Raw genomic sequence first — 19937 nt, 5'->3', positions numbered from 1 at the left:
ATGGAGGGGCAATGTTATGAAAGAATCCCCTCCTTTGCTATGACATTTTATATGTGATAGTCCTTTATGACATAAGAAAGAAGGAAAATGTTTTGTCATTCATCACCACGTATTACCCGCTGTTTATGCTTTGTATTTTGTCTCTTTTGTATATGATATATCGTATCCAGCCAATGGCTTCTACTGTGAAAAAAATCATCATTGTGCTATGTGTGTTAACAAATGCTGCCTATATTTGCTGGCGTCTCTTCTTTACATTGCCGCATGAAGGTACTTTTAATATTGTCATGGGCATTTTGCTTGTTGCCTGTGAATGCATTGGGTTTATCCAGCTGCTTGTGTTTTATACACTTGTTTGGAAGCCTTCAAATCGGAAACAAGTCATGATCAGTGATCTTGAAAGGCTGCCAACAGTTGATATTTTCATAGCTACATATAATGAACCGATTGAGGTGCTGAAACGCACTGTTGCAGGTTGTTTGAATCTCTCTTATCCGAAGGAAAGCGTTCAAATTTATTTATGTGATGATGGCAATAGGGAAGCTGTAGAGCAGCTTGCTTCTGAGTTTGGTGTTCATTATCTGACAAGAACAGATAACAGATTTGCTAAGGCAGGTAATTTAAATCATGCGATGTCTCAAACGGATGGAGAGCTGATTCTGACACTTGATGCAGATATGGTCCCTCTTCCTTCCTTTTTAGAAAAAACAGTGCCCTATTTTCATGATGGAGCAACTGCGTTTGTTCAAGTTCCACAGGCGTTTTATAACGAAGATCCTTTCCAATATAATATGTTCTCGAAAGATCGAATTCCAAATGAGCAGGACTTCTTCATGCAAACTCTCCAAGCTGGTAAGGATCGGTTTAATGCCGTCATGTATGTTGGGAGTAATACGGTATTTAGAAGAACGGCATTAGATGAAATTGGCGGATTTGCTACTGGAGTGATTACAGAAGACATGGCAACAGGAATGCTTCTCCAGGGGAAATTCAAATCTGTGTCTGTCGGAGAAGTATTAGCCGTCGGTCTGGCACCTGAAAGCTGGCTTGATCTGTTAAAGCAGAGAGATCGCTGGTCGAGAGGGAACATTCAGTGTGCCCGTAAGTTTAATCCTTTGAAGGTGCGCGGCTTAACGATTATGCAGCGTGTTCTTTATTTAGATGGCATTGTGTATTGGTTTAACGGTTTGTTTAAAATGATTTATATTCTCACACCGATTTTGTTTTTATTGTTTGGTATTCAAAGTTTCTGGGCAGATTTCCAGTCCGTTTTCATGTTTTGGCTGCCGGCGTTCTTTAGCTCGTATTTAGCATTTAAACTTGTGTCGAATCAAAAAAGAAGTATGTTTTGGAGTCATATTTATGAAAGTTCAATGGCATTCCACTTAGCTGGTGTGGCACTCAGTGAACTGTTCTTGAAGAAACGTGTTGAATTTCTGGTGACACCGAAGGGAATTCAAACGGACAAAAGGCATTTTCATTTGAAAACGATGATTCCCCATCTGCTCTTCTTGCTGCTCTCATTGCTTGCCCTTGTGAAAATAGGTTACGATGTGAAGGTAAATGGGACGATGAACGCTGATCTCATGTTGATTAATATTTTTTGGGTGCTTTATAACGGTGCAGGCTTATTCATGGCACTGCTTGTGGCGTTTGATCGACCGCGTTATCGGAAATCAGAGCGATTTGTCATTGAAAAAGAGGGGCATCTTCGTTCTGATCATCAAGATCAGTCTATTGCTTGTTTTCTACTAGATATGAGTGATTCAGGTGCGCGTCTATCCATTCCATTGGACCAAGCGTCTTCTCTTTATCAAGGACAAACGCAATTATTTTTTTCAGAGAATGAAAGTGTGTCGTGTGATGTGGTTTGGAGCTATCCAGAGGGAGACAAGCTGATGGTTGGTGTTGCTTTTACTGACACACAAAAATCAGAGTATTTATCACTGATCCGTTTCTTATTCACACGAGAGCATGTAGCGATGACGGATCGTGAGAAAAAATCGTATGCTGTTCGGACGTTTCTCCGCTTTTTAAGAGAAACGGAGAAGGTACCAAAGGCTCTGCGTCGCAAATGGATGAGAAGGCCATTGCAAGGTGTGACAGGCACGATCGCCTATGAGGACAGACTAGAAGAGAAGATGCCGGTGATCATACATGATATCAGTTTATCTGGGTGCAAAATTGAGTTTGAAGATTCAATTGAATTAAATGGGAAAGTGCTGCTCACCATTGACACAGAATCTCTAACGGATCAGCCGGCGATTGCGATTTGGACATCACAAAAACGTAGACGTACAATGGCCGGACTCAAGTTTGTTCAGCCTGAAATCAAGCAGATAGAAGAAAGAGAGGGAGTGGTTTCTTGAAATCCAAAAATGGCGGTTACCTCTATTTACTATGGCTTCCTGTCATCATAGGAGCCGGTTACGGCATTTCGCTTTTCGTGCCGTTTCTTCAACCTGTACTGACGCTTGGTATCGCAGGGCTTTATATTTTTATCTTTGGTGATTTTCAGGTGAGGCAAGTTAGGTATATTTTTATGTTCGTCTTCTTGATCAATGTCCTTTTTAGTGTGATGCTATTTTTGGATATTTAAAAAAGTGCTTCCCGCAGGTGGGGAGCACTTTTTGCTTATTCTGCCATTTTTTCAAGGTTGCCGTTCCGGTCCATTTTAAAGGTTGGTGCGGCACTGTCGTCCTCTTCAAACAAAACTAGTTTTCTTGCACGGTTCATGATTTTGACGAGTGTTTCATAATCTTCTTGAATGGTGAGCTGATCCTTTTCAAGCTTTTTCACTTCAGCTTCTAGCTGCGTGACTTTATGTGAAAGTTCGTTGTTTTCTCGTTTTAACCGGCTGTTTTCCATCCGTAAGGCAGATGATTGCTGTCCATCGCCTTCATAGCGGCGTAAGAAATCAATGATATCCTCAATGGTTAACTCTTGGCGCTGCCCAAATGGATTGGCTTCTGGCTTTTTCTCTGTCACTTGAGAAGCCTGTGACAATAAATGTGATAAACTAGCTAACTCTTCATTGTAGCTTTGATCCACAAACTGAAGCTGGTCGGCTGTTTCGGCTGCAGGTGCAAACGTTTCTTCTTGCGCAGGTTCCAGTTCTTGAGAGAACTCTTCCTGTGTGATCGTTTCTTCAACTTGCGGCTGATAGAGCAAACGTTTTTTCGCAGGCTGTCCATTGCCGAGAGCACGCATGCGTTGTTTACGCTGTTTTTTGGCAAGTGCCAATGCTTTTTCATATTGATGCCTCACGACAGCATTCCATCTAAATCCGCATGCCGCTGAGGTACGGTTTAGCTTGTCTCCAACTTCTTCAAATGCGTTAAGCTGTGTACTGCCCTCTCTGACGTGACGTAAGACGGTTTCTGCCAGAAGGAGATCATTTTCCTCTGACCAAGCATCTTGTCTTTGTTTTGACATGTGTTTAAACCCCCATAAGATTTGATGGTATTAGATTAGCCAAGTTGAAGAAGGTTTATACAAGTTTGCTAAAAGGATAGTGGAAAATACTAGCTTTTATGTGAATACGTCTCTGTGCTGACAATGCTTCTTGCAACTCCAGTCGCTTCGATGTACAATGTTGGGTGGTATATTATTCACTCTTAGTTGTCCAACTGTTTCATATAGAATGAAGTTTCATCATTGAAAGGAAGCGTAAGAACATGGCTAATGAGTTTCGCGTATGTGACGATTGTGATGCGACGAACCTAAAAACGTTATTGCCTCGACTTAAATCGGTTGACCCTGATGCAAAAATTGAGATTGGCTGTCAATCGTATTGCGGTCCAGGACGAAAAAAGGCTTTTGCGTTTGTGAACAATCGCCCATTATCCGCACCAACAGAAGATGAGTTACTCGAAAAGGTTCAAAAAAAAGTCAAATAAATGTCACTGAATGTGTTCAGTCGACCTAAAAAGAGGTCCGTCCCTGTCAGGTCGGGCTTTTTACGTCCGTTCAATCTATGAGAACACATTCGCCAGCAAATTCAAGGATGTTTTCGGGAAAAGTTACCCGATATAATAGAAACACGTCTTAAAAAAAGAGGGACGAAACGATGGCGTATCCAAAAGGGAAATTATCCGAAGAAAAGGTATTTAAAGATCCTGTGCACCGCTATGTTCACGTACGGGATGCATTGATATGGGATTTAATCGGAACGAGAGAGTTCCAGCGCCTTAGACGAATTAAACAGCTAGGCACCACTTATTTAACGTTTCATGGGGCAGAACACAGCCGATTTAATCATTCACTCGGTGTATACGAGATTGTCAGACGAATTGTGGATGATGTGTTTAAAGGAAGACCCGAATGGGATGAAGGGGAGCGTGAGCTTGTACTGAGTGCCGCCCTGCTTCATGACCTTGGACATGGTCCGTTTTCTCATTCCTTTGAAAAGGTCTTTCATTTAGATCATGAATCGTTTACAAGAGATATCATTTTAGGGCAGACGGAAGTAAATGAAGTGCTGCGCCGGGTCAGTGACGATTTTCCAAAGCATGTAGCAGAAGTCATTGCCAAAACGTATCAAAACAAACAGGTGGTCAGTTTGATTTCAAGTCAAATTGATGCCGACCGAATGGATTACTTGCAGCGTGATGCTTACTATACAGGCGTCAGCTATGGTCACTTTGATATGGAACGTATTTTACGCGTGATGCGTCCAAGAGAAGATCAGATTGTGATGAAACAGAGCGGGATGCATGCCGTAGAGGATTATATTATGAGCCGCTATCAAATGTACTGGCAAGTGTATTTCCACCCAGTGACCCGCAGCGCGGAGGTCATTTTAACAAAAATCCTCCATCGTGCAAAAGAGCTGCATGAAACTGGCTACATTTTTACACATGCCCCGGTTCATTTTTATTCAATTTTTGAAGGAAATGTCACCACAGAGGACTATATTAAGCTGGATGAATCCATTGTCTTATTTTATTTTCAGGCGTGGGAAGATGAAGAAGATCACGTGCTGGCTGATTTGTGCCGCCGTTTTATGAACCGCCGTTTATTCCAATATACAGAGTTTAATCCTAACGAAGAAATGACGAAATATTTCAAGCTGACTGCTTTGTTCAAAGAAGCAGGAATTGATCCTGACTATTATTTAGTGGTCGATTCTTCCTCTGATTTGCCTTATGACTTTTATAGACCGGGCGAAGAAGAAGAGCGGCTGCCGATCCACCTTTTGACGCAAAGTGGTCATATTAAAGAACTGTCGAGACAGTCAGATATTGTTGACGCCATTTCCGGTAAACGAAGAACCGATCATAAACTTTATTTCCCGATGGACTTAATTGTAGATATGTCGGAAAAAGCTGAAGAAAAGAAGGCGATCATGAAGCTGCTTGGATTGGGATAAGGAAGTACTGAAAAAGGAGATGTCGGGAATTTGTTGAAAGAGCATGCAAAGTTGATGAAGGTGTTCTCTGAATCTGGGGAAATCGTTGGACGGAAGAAGCTGCAAAAAATGATTTACATAGCAAAAAAGCTAGATTTGCCTTTTTACGAGAAATACGATTTTCATTTTTATGGCCCCTATTCAGAGGAGTTGACGCTCAGAATTGAAGAGCTGTGCAACCTTGGATTCTTGGACGAAATGAAGGAAAAAAAGGGCGGATACTATCAATATCGTTATTCGCTGACGGACAATGGGAAAGAGTTTCTCGATCAGTGTGAAGTGGACATGCCTGACCTCAAAGTGCTGACGCAGCAGATGAATGAGCAATCGTCTCGTTTTCTAGAGCTTGTCTCAACGATTTTATACTTTGATGATCTGCCAAAAGATGAGGTAAAGGAAAAGGTCTTCACCATTAAAAGCAAGCAGCGCTATACGGACGAAGAATTTGAGGCAGCCCTTGCTTATATTGATCAGTTGAAGGAATTGAACTAACGACAAGAACCAGTTTGTGATAGCCAATGGCTAGAACAGGCTGGTTTTTATTTTGCACGCATATAGAAACAGAAACAAGTCGACCTCATGGATCGACTTGTTTTTTAGGAATGATGATAAGAAAATCTTGCTAAAAATTGTTTCGTCCGTTCTTCTTTCGTCTGTTCAAAGACTTCTTCTGGTGTGCCTGATTCGACAATCACACCATCTTCCATGAAAATGACCCTGTCGGCAATATCATAGGCAAAGCTCATCTCATGCGTGACGATGATCATGGTGACCCCGGTTTGTGCCACTTGTTTAATGACGTCAAGTGTTTCACCTACAAGCTCGGGATCTAAAGCGGAGGTCGGCTCATCAAACAAAATGACTTCCGGATTCAATGCAAGTGCTCTTGCAATACCTACTCGCTGCTGCTGTCCGCCAGATAATTGATGCGGATAGGCATCTTTTTTCTCTAGTAACCCTACTTTTTTGAGCAATTGGAGTGCTGTGTCATAGGCTTGGTCTTTCGGTTGTTTACGGGCAATGACTAAGCCTTCCATGACATTCTCAAGTGCTGTCTTATGAATAAACAGGTCGTATTGCTGAAAGACCATGGCTGTTTTTCTGCGAATTGCTAGAATGTCTTTCGGTTTTGCTTGATTGAATGTGACAGTGGTCTGATCAATGCTGATTTCACCTTGATCCGCACGCTCAAGAAAATTTAAGCATCTGAGAAATGTTGATTTCCCAGAGCCGCTCGGACCTAAAATGACAACGACTTCGCCTTTTTCCACCGTTAAATCAATTCCCTTTAGAATCTGGTTTTGACCGAATGCTTTATGCACTTGTTTGATGTGAATCATGCGAACCGCCCCCTTTTACTTTTGTGTACATATTTCTCATATCCAGCAGTGATGGCTTCAATAGAGGCACACAAAGCCCAGTAAATAAGGGCAACAGCAATGTATGCTTCAAGATAACGGTAATTCACATTGGCTTTGATTAAAGCGCCGTTTAAAATATCGACCACAGACACCATAGAGACGAGAGAAGAGGCTTTGATTAAACTGATGAGCATGTTGTTCAGTAAAGGAAGAGAGATGGGAAAGACTTGTGGAATGATCACTCTTCGCAACACCTGCCTGCCTGTGAAACCAACGGATAGAGCGGCATCAAATTGACCCTTTGGGATGGACGCAAGAGAGCTTCGAAATATCTCTGATAACCCGCTGACGGCATATAAAGAAAGGGCGAAAATGGCAACCCATCGTCTATCTAAATCGCTAAAACGGATGGGCAGCGAAAGAAATGCAGCCAATTGATCGAGCGAATCGGAAAAAATAAGATAAGATACGAGCAAGATTAATACAACAGGAATGGCTTTAAAAATCGCCACAAACCATTTGAACAATGGAGACAATACAGGCACTTGATAAAAACGGATAAGGGCAATACCAAAGCCAAAGATGGAGCCGAATACTAGCGGAAGAAAGCCTAATAGCAGCGTCGTTGGCAAATAATGAAGTGCGGCTACAAAGGCCTGAAACATAAAAGCAACGTCAAAATCCACTCAGATCGCTCCTTTCTTATGATGTAGTAAAGTCTCCGCCCAATATTTTTTTAGACAATTCAGCGAGCTTGCCGTTATCAATCAGTTTTTGCAGGGCTTGATCAATGTCCTTTTGAAGTTTTGTATTGTTTTTTTGGTATAAATAATACGTTTTAGATACGTTTACAGGCTTTCCGGATGTCACAAGATGAGCATTGAACTGTTTGTTTAGCTTATTGACGTCATACTTTGTGAGTAAGGCAGCATCGACCGTGCCATTCTGCAGGTTTTTGACTAAAATTTCGTTCCCGCCATCCCCGTAGACAATGTCAATTTTCCGATCATGCTTTGCGTTATATTGCTCTAGCAGATAAGCGAAATTACTTCCTGTAGAGGTGTGCACTTTGTGTCCAGCTAAATCGTCCAGGCTTTGAAAGTCATGACCGGATGCTTTATTCACCACCACATAACTTGTATAATCTGTATAGCCAACTTTTCCAAATAGATATTTCTTCTGACGCTCGTCATTGATTTCATATTGGTGTGCAGCGAGATCAACTTTACCGGCATCTAAAGCAGGCAGAATATTTTTAAACTCAAAGGATTCATATTTAAATTTATATTGTGGTAGCAGCTGATCCACTTCATCTAATACAGCCTTCTCGTAGCCTGTTAATTTGCCGTTTTCATCTAAGTAAACGAAGGGTTGATAGGCGTTCCCTGTCCCAATGACGATTTCTTTTGCATCCGGGTCATTATTGTTTGCTTCTGCTTTGATTTCATCCGATTGCTCATTATTTCCGCAGGCGGCAAGGAGCAATGAACCAAGTAGAAGCAGGCCGATGATGTAATGATTACTGAATATTCTGTTATTTTTCATGTAAATTCCTCCTCAGTTTATTTTGCACGTTTTTCTACAGTAAAGGCCGCTTCGGCTCTTTTTAAGGGAAGCAATGCCGTCTGACGCTGTTTTTTTGTTTTCGGTGTATTGATCCGTTTTTCCAATAGGTCAAATGATTTTTCTAACACCATACTTAAAATGATAAATATAACGGCAGCAATAAAGTATCCTTCTAATACGCGATAGTATAAAGCCCCTAATGTTTGAACCTTTCCGATCATGTCCATCACACCTAATGTAAAGGCGAGGGAGGTATTTTGTAATAAGTTGACAATGGCCACGCCGATATTAGGTAGGGCGATTCTCCCTGCTTGAGGAATAAGCGTTCTTCTATAAATCTGCCATTTCGTCAGTCCAATCGAGGCGGCCGCTTCATATTGAGATGCTGGGACACTCGATAGGGCAGATCGGAATATTTCTGAAAAATACCCAGCTGTATTGAGTCCATATGTAATATACAGAAAGATCAATTTGTTCCACATGGAGATATCAAGCCCAATTGTTGCAAGCACACCAGGCAGGCCATAAAACACAATAAACATTTGAACAAGGATAGGTGTTCCGCGAATAAATGAGACATAAATTGCACTGAGCTGATGCAGGATGGGAATACGCTCAATTCGAAAATAAGCAAGAATGAATCCAAGAAAACTGCCAATCAAAGTGGCAAATAAAACGATCAGTAAGGTTGTTGGAAGGGCTGACAATACTTTAGGGAAGAGTGTGACGACATACTCCCATTTGAAAAACTCCCCCATGTTGAATCACCTCCTATGTTGAAGTCGTTTGGACTTTTTCTTCTGAGGGCGGTGCGCCTAATATGGCGGCATCGAACCGTTCAGGGATGAGGACTTTATACATTAATACACCTAAGTCGCCATTATCGGCTTCACGTTCAATATATGCTGTATAGCCTTTTCGTTCGTACATCTCTAGAAGCCAGGGGTGCTTTCGGCCAGAAGTGCCCAGTGTGTATGCTGGTGCTTTAAATGTCTGCCGGAGCAAGGTGTTTTCTACATAATCGAGCAGCTTATTTCCAATCCCTTGACCGGCTAAATCAGGAGCTGTGGCAAACCACCAAACAAATGGATAGCCTGAAACCGGTTGAGTGCTCTCCCATGGAAAACGTATGGTGATGGTTGATATGAGACGCCCGTCTCGTTCTAACACAACAGCAACAGATTGTTTGATGTTTTCTGTGACCATTTCAAGTGTGGCGTTCGTGGATGGCCAATCAATGCCCATTTCTCCAAGCGGTTTAAATGCACTGGACAGCAATTCTAGAAAAGCCGGTGCATCTTCTTCGGTAGCGATGCGAAAAATATCTCGACTCATGACAAACCTCCAATCAAAAGGGTAGTGTGTAATGTCAGCTCAACGCTTTTCGTAAAGCATCGATATCTGGATTCAGCAATGCTTGATACACGTGGGGATCACGGCTGATTTCTACTACTGGCACGTAACGGACGCCGTATTTTTCTTCTAAAATATTTCTGTAATGATCATGTTCTGTTACATCAATGGTTGAATAAGTAATGTGCTGTTCGTTGAAATAGGACTGAATGTCCTGACAATAGCTGCATCCATTTTTGCTCCATAAAATGATTTTTTGATTATTTGACATTAGACGCTCACCTCTTGGTTTATTTGGTTTTTGGCTGTTAGTTCATGATCAAATGCTTCTTTTAATAATGTGATAGACGCTATTCTTGCCTCAATGTCTACAATCGGAGATAGCACAATGAACTCGTTGATCTCATATGTCTCGGCTAGTTCAGTCAGCCGGTGATGAACGGTTTCTTTTGTGCCAGCGGTATAACCGGTTTTTTGAACGTGAATGTTGTAGTGTTCCTTGTTTGTTCCTTTCACCAGCTTTTCAGCATCTTCTAGTGACGTCACATTAAGCTTTCTTCCATCGGAAAAGGAGACCTTTACTGTTTCCTTTTGCTTGATGTACGAGAGGGCTTGTTCGTGGTCTTCTGCTACAGATACGGTGATGGCGAGAAGAAATTGCTGGTGCGTGTTCTGTGTCTTGAATTTTTGAAAAGTCTCTCTTGCTTCTTTTAATAATGCGTCATCCCCGTTAATAAAATAGGCAAACACAAAGGATATCCCAAGTTTTGCTGCGAATTCCGCGCTCTCAATACTGCCGCCTAGAAGGAACATGTCGGGTGATACGCTAGGAATCGGCTGAGCATTTAATTCATTTGCTTGTTCAGTAAGATACGTTTTGAGATCCACTAATTTTTGAGAAAAGTCTTTCCGTGACGCTTGATAATCTTCCTGAAGCGCTTGTGTCGAGAGGTTCAACCCTCCCGGTGCTTTCCCAACGCCTAAATCGACTCTGCCAGGCGCTAGTGATGCCAGTACATGAAATGTTTCAGCCACCTTAAACGGGCTGTAATGCTGAAGCATGACACCGCCAGACCCAATTCGCAAATGGTTCGTTTTTGCTAAAAGATAACCAGCGAGGGCTTCAGGGGATGATCCTGCCACTTGAGAATTATTGTGATGTTCAGACACCCAAAACCTGTGATAACCAAGCTGATCTGCTGCTTCAGCCAATCTGACAGTATGCTGAATACCCGTCTCTGCTTTCTCGTTTTCACTGACGAGGCTTTGATCAAGAATACTAAGGATGAGCGACATTGGCTGTTCCTCCTATTAGACTTTGATATTGAGATAGTGCGAGGTTTAATCTGTTTGTGGCATCTGGATCAAGCACATAGCTATCTGAATCCTGCTTTGAGACCTGTTGATCGACAACATACACGCCAGATTGAACGACGGTTGCACCGAGTTGATGAATAATAGGTTTAAGTGCATATTCAATGACGAGTAAATGTCCGTATGTTCCTCCTAAAACACAGGGAAGAACGGGTTTCCCTTGTAACGCTTTCTGGGGGAGTAGATCTAAAAAAGTTTTTAAAATACCGGAAAAAGACGCTTTGTAGACAGGTGTTAACACAATGACACCGTCGCTCTCATTCACAAGCTCAATGGCTTTCACAATGTCTTCGTTTGAAAAATCTGCTCCTATTAAGGCGCCGCTAGGAAGCTGGTGGACTTGAATGACATGAACATCAATCCCATGTAACGCCAAACGATGATGGATATGTTGCAGGACACCGGTTAACCGAGATTGGACGGAATGCCCGCCTGCTATAATCGTTACTTTTGCCAATTCGTCTCCTCCATTTCTGATAATTCCTTCTAAACAACTTGGAATAGTTGATAATATAAATTATAATAAGGCAAACCAATAGAAAAGTATAATTAGTAATCATAAATACACGATTCAGATATTTAAAATATAGGGAGAAGAGGGGTTTTCATGGAGATTCGAGCGATACGCACCTTTGCCACGATCGTGAAATACGGAAATTTTTTAAAAGCAGCAGAAGCGCTGAATTATTCTCAGCCAACCATCACTTTGCACATCAAACATTTAGAAGAGGAAATTGGAGAGAAGCTTCTAGAAAGAGGGAAGACCTTAAAGTTAACAGCATCAGGACAGCTTTTTTATGAAAGAGCCAATTCTTTACTCAATGAATATGAGAAATTGACGAAAACACTCCAAGATTTAGAAGTGGGCATTGCGGGGTTCATTCGCATCGGTGTTTCTGAGCCTACAGCCAGCTTAGAATTTCCTGCACTTATTGCAGAATTCAAGGAAAGGTTTCCTAATGTAGAATTTTCTGTGCAAGTAGCGGATGCGAATACGTTGAGTTCCTTACTTTCTCATGATGAGATTGATTTTGCGATTTGCGGAGCACCAGAAGCTTCGATGGAGAATAGCTATAAGCCTCTTTTTCAAGATGATATCGTGCTGCTCGTCCCGTCTTCCCATCGATTAGCGGAAAAAGGGGTAGTGGAGGTGACAGATTTAAAGGATGAGACCATTTTATTCACGCCACACAATTGCCCCATCCGTATTCAAATTGAACAACAAATCGTCGATGTCATTGGGACCAATTACAATAAGTTAGAGATTACGAGCAGCATGTCCCATAAACATTATGTTCAGGCTGGATTAGGTGTCTCTCTTTTTACACGAACTGCTCATTCCTTTACCCTTCCAGGCACCAAGGTATTAGAAATAAAGGGCATTCATGTTTCCCCGCCAGTTGGTCTATTGAGGAAAACAAATGATTCGCCAGGAAGAGCCGTACTTCAATTCATTGATCTCATCGAAAATCGACTTCATCAACCAACATGAAAAGAGGGGTAGCCTTTGAGCTAACCCCTCTTTTCATGTTTATTTCACGGTTTGTTTAAGAAACTGATTTTTCTTAATAGGCAGACCCAAATTTTCACGAAGGGTATGAGCTGGATAATTCGGGTCGTAATATCCTCTTTCTACTAATATCGGAATGACGTGTTCCGTCCATTCAGATAAACCGCTTGCTAGAATAGGCGCGCCAAAAATAAATCCATCTGCGGCATCTTCTTCGATCCATTGGATCAGCTGGTCTGCCACTTGTTCATAAGTTCCGAAAAAAGCACTTTTGGGAGTGGTCACTCGTAGAGCGACTTCTCTTAAGGTCAAGTTTTGTTCTTTCGCCATTTTTTTAATCGATTCTGTTGTGGATTGAAAGCTGTTTGAACCGGCATCACCGATATCAGGAAATGGCTCATCAAGTGGAAATTGACTGAAGTCCAAGTGATCAAAGAACCTGCCCAGGTAATGAAGGGCTTCTTCAATAGAAACCAGATGTTGAATGGCTTCATATTTTTCTTCTGCTTCTTCGACTGTTCTCCCTGTAATCGGGTGGATGCCAGGGAAAATTTTGATATCAGCTGGATTTCTGCCCAGCGCTGCGGCTCTATTTTTCACGTCGCGGTAATATGCTTTCGCCTTCTCAAGTGAGTCTGCATTCGTAAATACTGCGTCCGCTTCTTTTGCGGCTAGATCCTTTCCTGCCTCTGACGCACCTGCCTGAAAAATCACGGGCTGACCTTGTTCAGATCGTTCGATATTCAAAGGACCTTTGACAGAAAAGTGTTTGCCATGATGGTTTAATGTGTGCAGTTTATCCCGATCGAAGAAAACCCCTGTTGATCGATCTCTTATAAAAGCATCTTCTTCCCATGAGCTCCATAGGCCGTTCACTACTTTTAAGTATTCTTCTGCAATTTCATATCGAAGTGAATGGCTTGGATGCGGACGAATGATGTGATTTTCAGCAGAGCCTTCAAGTGGGGAAGTCACAACATTCCATCCGGCCCGGCCTTTACTTAATTTATCTAGGGATGCGAATTGCCGTGCAATGGTAAAGGGCTCACTGTAAGAAGTGGATACGGTGCCCACAAGTCCAATCTGTTTCGTGACCGCTGCAAGAGCGGATAAGATGGTTAATGGTTCAAATCGGTTCAAGAAATGAGGAATTGAATGTTCATGAATATATAAGCCATCTGCGACAAAGACAAAACGGAAACCCGCTGCTTCTGCCTTTTTTGTCATTGCTTGATAATAATCAATGTTCACACTTGCATCTGCTGGAACGGATTCATCCTTCCATGCATTCATATGACCTCCTGGACCATGTAACATCAATCCAAATTGTATGTGCTTGTTTTCAGACATGTGGATCGTCCCTTCTGTTTTGAAATAGCATTGTTTTTATGTTCTTCATCATAAGGGAGAATCGCAAAGAAGTATAATTCGTATCAGTAAAGTCTGAATTTATCTTTTCTAATATCAATTTTTGCTTCTTTATATGGTGTGGCTGGGTCTATAACAGCACTTTAGAAAAAGATGGATGTTTGCTAAGCGAATGTCCCAGATCAAAAGTTCTGTTTTTTGATAAAATGTGTGTCAAAATATCCGAAAAATTAGTGAAAATGACATGTTTCGACTTTCTTCCTGTATATCCAATTTCCTGTTTTTGACTGAATAGAAGGAAAATGGTGAATTTTCAGTGAATATATAACCTTGTGAAAAACAAAGGAGGGATAGGAATGAAAAAGCGTTCAGTCTTTTTGTCATTTTTATTGGTAGGTAGTTTGTTACCGGGGGTAAGTTCAGCTTCTGCACCAGTTGCAAGTGCAGGTCATGGGCATGATCATGGTCATGCGCCGTTTGAAACACATATTAGTGAAGGGTTGCCAAAGGCAAACGATTTTAAAGATTTGACAAAGGCACCTCCTATTGAAAGAGATGTGACAACAAAGATTTTAGATGAGTCTGGTAAACAGGTAGGGTCTAGAACCTTTAAAGCAAATACAGGAGATTCGATTTCAACAAAAGCTAGTACAGGCAGTCAGAAAGTGACCGTCTATGCAGTAGCTGATGCGCAGTATCGTGCGAAATATAGTGATTGGCAGACGCGCATTGTCAGCATCATTGAGCAAGCGGATGTGACATTTAACCGTGATCATGATGTGGACTTTGTCGTACAAGCCGTAGGGTCTTGGACGTCTTCAGGATCAAATGCATCACAAATTTTGTCTAACCTTCAGCGCAGCTTTGATGGCAGAGGATACGATTTTGTCACAGGATTTACAGCAAATCCAAACTTTGATGCTGGCGGAATCGCTTATGTTTACAATAGTGCACCGAGCGGAAGTGCATTCAGCGTCAACCTTGATCAAGGAACAGCGAATACAGCAAAAGCGGCTACACATGAATACGGCCATAACTTTGGTTTGCCGCATGACCCTCAAGGCAGCGGAATTGTCTGCTTAATGAATTATGATTATTCTTACACTGTCGATTACTTCGATGCGGCTCATAAAAATCAAGTGAACCGTAATAAAGCTTGGTACAGATAAGGTAAGAGACAAAAGGACAAACACCGAAAAAGTGTTTGTCCTTTTTATATGCTTACAGGTCGCTCATTCGCTTTCCTGCTACAGCATAATGTTCTTTTTTCATTTCTTCAATAATGACAGAGACTTTTTCTGCACCTGCGCCTGTTGTTTCAACAACGGCATCTGTGACTTTCTCCACAAGAGCTCTTTTCTGCTCATCTGTTCTTCCTTCAAGCATTTGAACGGTGATAATCGGCATGATGGCAACCTCCTTTTTCCTGTAGTGCTACGCTTCCCTTTAGTTTAAGGGACTTCTTATAGTATACTGAATGAAGTAAATCATTGTATAGAAAGAAAGAGGGATTCATGCCTTTGGACCAATTTCTTGTTTATCCATTAGAACTGATTCCATATGTCGCCATTACGCTTGTTGTGGCTTTTACGATGCACGAGCTGGCGCATGCATATGTTGCGTATCGTTTTGGAGATCCGACAGCTAAAAATCAAGGGAGACTGACGCTCAATCCATTGAAGCACCTTGATATTTTCGGGACGATCTTGATCTTTGTGGCTGGGTTTGGCTGGGCGAGGCCTGTACCTGTGAATCGGTACCATTTTAAAAACCCGCGCTTAGCAGGAATCTGCGTCTCGATTGCTGGCCCATTAAGTAACTTGGTGTTGGCGTTTCTGGGCTTTTTTGTGTACGTGCTTCTTCAGAAATTTGGCGGGGAGTCGCTGATGCGCTTTGAGCCGGGGGTCGATTATTTCTTCCAAATCTTTATTAACTTGAACGTGATTTTGTTCCTATTTAACTTATTACCGATTCCGCCGCTGGACGGATATCGTATTATTGAGGATGTTGTCAGTCCCGGCATCCGTGCAAAGATGACGCAATTTGAACAGTATGGGATCATCATTTTCCTCATCTTCGTCATCACACCGCTAGGTCAGTTTGTTTTTGGTCCGTTGATCGGAATGCGTAATCAAATTATTGACTGGTTCAATCTTATTTTTAAGCCGCTGCTTTAGGAGGTCTAATGAATGGAAGGTAAAAAGAAGAAACCAATTGGTTTTAATATCATTAAAAAAACAGATGCAACGGATGGGCATGGAGGTTTTGGGGCAGGTGCCCTCAGCCTTGATAATATCTCGCCGGTGATCATTGATGTGGAGGAAAAGGAAGCCGTCATTGATATTGGTGCGATGCATGCAAGAAGTGCCGTCGAAAAAGGAATTAAATTTTTAAAAACCAAAGAAGAGGTACCTAACGGAAAACCGTATTGGCTCGTATGGGTGACGATTGACCGCAGAGAAGAGGGGCCATATTATGCAGGAGTCACAGCTTGTGAAATGACAGTTGACCGCTCGATCCGCAGAGGATATAAGTCACTTCCTGAACATGTGAATTTAATGGATAAATCCATGAAGCGTAAAATCGTTGTCAGTCATATGGATGATGGTTCGAAAAAGGTGCTCGCTGATTTCTTGAAGAGTCACAATGAAGCGTTATGGGAAGCATCTACAGATGAATTAAAAGAAGGATTGGCTGTTCCTGAGTAATTGTGAAATTTTTGTGAAGAATGATGAATGGATACCAATTCCAAGCGTTTTTTCAGTAAACTGGTGTTAAAGCTAGGACATGGAGAATCCCGAGATGCAGATCTCGGGGTTTTTCATGTCCATTTTTAACGTTTCAGCCACTTTTCCCACCATTTTTTAGGCTGTTGATCTTGAGCTTTGTCTTGCTCAGAAGCTTTGTTCTCGGCACCATAGCAGACACCGGTCGGCTCCGTTCCTTCTATAAAATAGGTAAATACCTTTGATTCGCATCCTGGGCCTGCGAGATCACCGGTTTTTGGATTGATATATACGCCTTTTACACCGTCTGGCGGCATGAAGGAGGAGGCTGGCTGGTTTGAGAGAGCTGATTCCATAAAGGAAGCCCATATCTTTTTCGCATAGGCGGTTTCTTTGACCGAGTCAATGGTGCGTCCTTTATCGTAGCCGGTCCACACACCTGTGACGAGCTGGGGAGAGAAGCCGATCATCCAGCTGTCAGCGCCTGTCGTCCCCGATTTCCCTCCATACGTTCTGGTAAGATCTTTTGAAATGGTACGACCTGTGACACTTGTATAGCCATTTAATTGATGATTGAACATCCCTGACATCATGTCAGTGGTGACAAATGCTGCTTTTTCATCTAGTACTTGCTCTCGTTTTTGTTTCTCCTCAAAGAGCACGTTGCCCTTTGCGTCCGTTACTTTCGTAATAAAGGTTGGCTTGACGCGTTTTCCTCCATTGACAAGCATCGCGTAAGCATTGGTCATTTCGATTGGTTTGACAGGTGAAGTACCTAGCGCAAGTGAAGGCACTTGATCTAGTTTTTCGTGAATCCCGAACGTCTTACCTGCACGTACAAGCTGTTCCATTCCTAAAAATAGATGGGTTTTGACCGCATAAATGTTATCAGATAGAGCCAAAGCCTGAAGCATCGTAATACCGTCATTGGCGTAATAGCCGTGATAGTTGCTTGGTGAATAAGCGGCGCCGCTTCCTTGATCATCCAGTTCAAAAACAGTTTCTTCACTGCGCATCACGGTTGCTGGTGTAAACCCATTTTGCAAAGCCATGTAATAGAGGAGTGGTTTCATTGTTGAACCCGGCTGTCTTTTTGCTTGTGTGACACGATTGAATGGGCTTTTCTCGTAATCTCTCCCGCCTATGAGGGCGAGTACATGCCCTGTTTGGGGATGGATGGCAGCAAAGCCGATTTGGATATCTGATTCAGAATCCATGATGTTGGTTAAAGTCTTTTCAGCGATTTTTTGTAATTCAGGTTGTAAGGTCGTTTCGATATGAAGACCATACGTTTCAATTTGTTCCTCGGTTAAACCCAGCGTTTGTTTCAGTTCGCGAATCACATCATCATAAAAATACGGGGCCTGCTTTGCTTGTAGCTGCTTTTGTTTGAGCGGGCGATAGGACAGCTTTTCCTTGCTGGCATCAGCAGCCGCTTTTTTCGTAATCATGCCATCCTCTTGCATTTGCTGTAGGATCATCTTTTTTCTTGCTTCGGCTCTTTCTTCGTTCACATAAGGGGAGTAGAGAGAAGGCCCCTTTGGAATACCGGCAAGCAAGGCAGACTCAGCTAAAGTTAAGTTCTTCGCTTTTTTCCCAAAGTAAAGGCGGGATGCCGCTTCCACGCCGTATGCGCCGTGGCCATAATAAATGGTGTTCAAGTATCCTTCTAATATCTCATCTTTTGTATAGTTTTGTTCTAAGCGGATGGTGTAAAAGGCTTCATTCCACTTTCGCTTCCATGTTTTATCATGATCTAAATATAAATTTCGTGCGTATTGCTGGGTGATCGTGCTGGCGCCTTGTACCTTTGCCATTGCACGAATATCTGCCACCGCAGCACCTGCCATTCGTTTCACGTCAAAGCCGTGATGCTGATAAAAGGTTTTATCCTCAACTGCGACCACCGCCTGCTGTATATGAGGGGACATGTCCTTTAACGGAACCCAGTATCTCTTTTCTCCAAAGCTTGATTCGCCAAGTTTAGACCCATCGGCTGCATAAATGGTCGTAGATTGGGGAACTTGAACAGAGGGAGCGCCTTGCCACTTAGCAAGTAAAAGAATCGTCAAAAAGACTGTGCCTGCAAATAGAAAAGCGAGCAAGCCGATAAAAAAACAGGCCCGAATCGTTTTCACGGTCATGCGGATTTTTTTATTACTCATGATTGTGTCCATGCAAAGCCCCCATTTTGACGGTTTTTTATCAGTATGGGACAAAGAAAACCGTTTTAAACAGGCGACTGCAAGGGTGCGCTTTAAAAATGAAGTTATCTCATGCGGTTCTTTACAATTTGATACGAATCCACTATACTTTTTTCTTGGACAATCGATATAGTCATAGCCGATAAAAGGCGCTAACAATAGATGCTTGTTTATTATTGGATGAGAGGAAGATGAACGATGAGCGAACTTTGGTATACAGAGAAGCAAACGAAGAATTTTGGCATTACATTGAAGGTGAACAAAACCCTTCACACAGAACAAACAGATTTTCAGCATTTAGAAATGGTGGAAACAGAAGAGTTTGGCAATATGCTGTTTTTAGACGGTATGGTGATGACATCAGAGAAAGATGAGTTTGTATACCACGAAATGGTGGCACATGTTCCTCTTTTCACTCATCCAAACCCGGAAAATGTTCTTGTTGTAGGCGGAGGAGACGGTGGTGTCATTCGTGAAATCCTGAAGCATCCAAGTGTGAAAAAAGCAACACTTGTTGATATTGATGGCAAGGTCATTGAATACTCGAAGAAGTTCCTTCCTTCAATTGCTGGGAAACTAGACGATCCTCGTGTAGAGGTGAAAGTGGGAGACGGCTTTATGCACATTGCGGAAGCCGACAACGAATATGACGTGATCATGGTTGACTCAACTGAGCCAGTTGGACCAGCTGTGAACTTGTTCTCTAAAGGTTTCTATGCAGGAATCTCAAAAGCACTCAAAGAAGACGGTATTTTCGTTGCACAGACGGACAACCCTTGGTTCACACCTGAGTTAATTACAAATGTACAGCGTGATGTGAAAGAAATTTTCCCGATTACCAAGCTTTACACAGCGAATATCCCAACATATCCAAGCGGTCTTTGGACATTTACTATCGGTTCTAAGAAGTATGATCCACTTGCTGTAGAAGACAGCCGTTTCTTTGATATTGATACGAAATATTACACAAAAGAATTGCACAAAGCGGCATTCGTTCTGCCGAAATTTGTGAGCGACTTAATCAAATAAATCAAGCGAAATGGAAATGCGCAAATGAAAGTTTGC

At 42.2% G+C, this 19937-nt stretch carries 22 protein-coding genes; 10 read left to right on the top strand and 12 right to left on the bottom strand.

The genetic code is table 11. The annotated features are described in order from the left end of the window. Window positions 1–92 precede the first annotated feature (92 nt). Together ACSBQP_RS11990 and ACSBQP_RS11985 are read left to right on the top strand one after the other, a co-directional pair. Window positions 93–2369 carry a glycosyltransferase gene (locus tag ACSBQP_RS11990; protein ID WP_144716431.1) on the top strand — a complete coding sequence of 759 codons (2277 nt, stop codon included), beginning with the start codon at window positions 93–95 and terminating at the stop codon, window positions 2367–2369. Next, window positions 2366–2599 carry a DUF5970 family protein gene (locus tag ACSBQP_RS11985; protein WP_008343557.1) on the top strand — a complete coding sequence of 78 codons (234 nt, stop codon included), beginning with the start codon at window positions 2366–2368 and terminating at the stop codon, window positions 2597–2599. The genes ACSBQP_RS11990 and ACSBQP_RS11985 overlap by 4 nt, the downstream gene beginning before the upstream one ends. A gap of 35 nt (window positions 2600–2634) precedes the next feature. Here the strand turns inward: ACSBQP_RS11985 and ACSBQP_RS11980 are convergent, their stop codons facing one another. After that, the gene (locus ACSBQP_RS11980) at window positions 2635–3435 is read right to left on the bottom strand and encodes an RsfA family transcriptional regulator (RefSeq protein ID WP_056704187.1); all 801 of its coding nucleotides are present in this window, start codon (window positions 3433–3435) and stop codon (window positions 2635–2637) included. Between the two features lie 242 nt (window positions 3436–3677). Here ACSBQP_RS11980 and ACSBQP_RS11975 point away from each other — a divergent pair, with 242 nt between their 5' ends. From ACSBQP_RS11975 to ACSBQP_RS11965, 3 genes are all read left to right on the top strand, one after another. After that, complete coding sequence (locus tag ACSBQP_RS11975; RefSeq protein WP_003215259.1) at window positions 3678–3899, top strand: DUF1450 domain-containing protein; 222 nt, start codon at window positions 3678–3680, stop codon at window positions 3897–3899. 170 nt (window positions 3900–4069) lie between these two features. After that, complete coding sequence (locus ACSBQP_RS11970; RefSeq protein WP_007497716.1) at window positions 4070–5371, top strand: HD domain-containing protein; 1302 nt, start codon at window positions 4070–4072, stop codon at window positions 5369–5371. A 30-nt stretch (window positions 5372–5401) separates the two neighbouring features. Continuing rightward, window positions 5402–5902: a YwgA family protein gene (locus tag ACSBQP_RS11965; RefSeq protein WP_007497715.1), complete on the top strand. Its 501-nt coding sequence runs from the start codon at window positions 5402–5404 to the stop codon at window positions 5900–5902. Window positions 5903–6006: 104 nt separating this feature from the next. Here ACSBQP_RS11965 and ACSBQP_RS11960 read toward each other — a convergent pair whose 3' ends face one another. The 8 genes from ACSBQP_RS11960 to ssuE are packed head-to-tail and all read right to left on the bottom strand — an operon-like array spanning window position 6007 to window position 11521. Next, window positions 6007–6750, bottom strand: a complete 744-nt coding sequence (locus ACSBQP_RS11960; protein WP_046526747.1) for an amino acid ABC transporter ATP-binding protein — start codon at window positions 6748–6750, stop codon at window positions 6007–6009. Next, window positions 6747–7457 carry an amino acid ABC transporter permease gene (locus ACSBQP_RS11955; RefSeq protein WP_265154607.1) on the bottom strand — a complete coding sequence of 237 codons (711 nt, stop codon included), beginning with the start codon at window positions 7455–7457 and terminating at the stop codon, window positions 6747–6749. The genes ACSBQP_RS11960 and ACSBQP_RS11955 overlap by 4 nt, the downstream gene beginning before the upstream one ends. Window positions 7458–7473: 16 nt before the next feature. Further along, entirely contained in the window at window positions 7474–8316 is an 843-nt protein-coding gene (locus tag ACSBQP_RS11950; protein WP_008343547.1) for a transporter substrate-binding domain-containing protein, read from the bottom strand. 17 nt (window positions 8317–8333) lie between these two features. Beyond that, window positions 8334–9095: an amino acid ABC transporter permease gene (locus tag ACSBQP_RS11945; RefSeq protein ID WP_008343545.1), complete on the bottom strand. Its 762-nt coding sequence runs from the start codon at window positions 9093–9095 to the stop codon at window positions 8334–8336. Window positions 9096–9108: 13 nt separating this feature from the next. Next, window positions 9109–9672 (bottom strand): GNAT family N-acetyltransferase, encoded by a 564-nt coding sequence (locus tag ACSBQP_RS11940; protein ID WP_008343543.1) that lies wholly within the window; start codon window positions 9670–9672, stop codon window positions 9109–9111. A 34-nt stretch (window positions 9673–9706) separates the two neighbouring features. Further along, window positions 9707–9961, bottom strand: coding sequence for a glutaredoxin family protein (locus ACSBQP_RS11935; protein ID WP_008343541.1), 255 nt, complete (start codon window positions 9959–9961; stop codon window positions 9707–9709). Next, the gene (locus ACSBQP_RS11930; protein ID WP_265154608.1) at window positions 9961–10986 is read right to left on the bottom strand and encodes an LLM class flavin-dependent oxidoreductase; all 1026 of its coding nucleotides are present in this window, start codon (window positions 10984–10986) and stop codon (window positions 9961–9963) included. Before ACSBQP_RS11930 ends, ACSBQP_RS11935 begins: the two co-directional genes overlap by 1 nt. Continuing rightward, a complete protein-coding gene (gene ssuE / locus ACSBQP_RS11925) occupies window positions 10970–11521 on the bottom strand; it encodes an NADPH-dependent FMN reductase (protein WP_317328211.1) in 552 nt (183 codons plus the stop codon). Before ssuE ends, ACSBQP_RS11930 begins: the two co-directional genes overlap by 17 nt. A gap of 150 nt (window positions 11522–11671) precedes the next feature. Here ssuE and ACSBQP_RS11920 point away from each other — a divergent pair, with 150 nt between their 5' ends. Next, window positions 11672–12556: a LysR family transcriptional regulator gene (locus tag ACSBQP_RS11920; RefSeq protein WP_008343536.1), complete on the top strand. Its 885-nt coding sequence runs from the start codon at window positions 11672–11674 to the stop codon at window positions 12554–12556. A gap of 39 nt (window positions 12557–12595) precedes the next feature. Here ACSBQP_RS11920 and ACSBQP_RS11915 read toward each other — a convergent pair whose 3' ends face one another. Beyond that, complete coding sequence (locus ACSBQP_RS11915) at window positions 12596–13924, bottom strand: LLM class flavin-dependent oxidoreductase (protein WP_017368237.1); 1329 nt, start codon at window positions 13922–13924, stop codon at window positions 12596–12598. A gap of 374 nt (window positions 13925–14298) precedes the next feature. On the opposite strand from ACSBQP_RS11915, the gene ACSBQP_RS11910 reads away from it, so the two are divergent. After that, window positions 14299–15111: a zinc-dependent metalloprotease gene (locus tag ACSBQP_RS11910; RefSeq protein WP_035389836.1), complete on the top strand. Its 813-nt coding sequence runs from the start codon at window positions 14299–14301 to the stop codon at window positions 15109–15111. Between the two features lie 52 nt (window positions 15112–15163). Here ACSBQP_RS11910 and ACSBQP_RS11905 read toward each other — a convergent pair whose 3' ends face one another. After that, window positions 15164–15349 carry a 2-hydroxymuconate tautomerase gene (locus ACSBQP_RS11905; RefSeq protein WP_008343530.1) on the bottom strand — a complete coding sequence of 62 codons (186 nt, stop codon included), beginning with the start codon at window positions 15347–15349 and terminating at the stop codon, window positions 15164–15166. 113 nt (window positions 15350–15462) lie between these two features. On the opposite strand from ACSBQP_RS11905, the gene ACSBQP_RS11900 reads away from it, so the two are divergent. Then, entirely contained in the window at window positions 15463–16119 is a 657-nt protein-coding gene (locus ACSBQP_RS11900; RefSeq protein ID WP_231101399.1) for a site-2 protease family protein, read from the top strand. A gap of 12 nt (window positions 16120–16131) precedes the next feature. Beyond that, on the top strand, window positions 16132–16650 hold the full coding sequence (locus ACSBQP_RS11895; protein WP_007497712.1) for a YwhD family protein: 519 nt from the start codon (window positions 16132–16134) through the stop codon (window positions 16648–16650). Window positions 16651–16775: 125 nt separating this feature from the next. On the opposite strand, the gene ACSBQP_RS11890 is transcribed toward ACSBQP_RS11895, so the two are convergent. Continuing rightward, window positions 16776–18845, bottom strand: coding sequence for a transglycosylase domain-containing protein (locus tag ACSBQP_RS11890; protein WP_435028440.1), 2070 nt, complete (start codon window positions 18843–18845; stop codon window positions 16776–16778). Between the two features lie 225 nt (window positions 18846–19070). On the opposite strand from ACSBQP_RS11890, the gene speE reads away from it, so the two are divergent. Continuing rightward, window positions 19071–19901: a spermidine synthase gene (speE, locus tag ACSBQP_RS11885; protein ID WP_017360074.1), complete on the top strand. Its 831-nt coding sequence runs from the start codon at window positions 19071–19073 to the stop codon at window positions 19899–19901. Window positions 19902–19937 lie beyond the last annotated feature (36 nt).

It is taken from the genome of Bacillus sp. G402 (assembly GCF_051172515.1).
Classification (GTDB): domain Bacteria; phylum Bacillota; class Bacilli; order Bacillales; family Bacillaceae; genus Bacillus; species Bacillus altitudinis.
The sequence above is the reverse complement of the archived record's forward strand: the minus strand, read 5'-3'. Positions and strand labels throughout refer to the sequence as shown.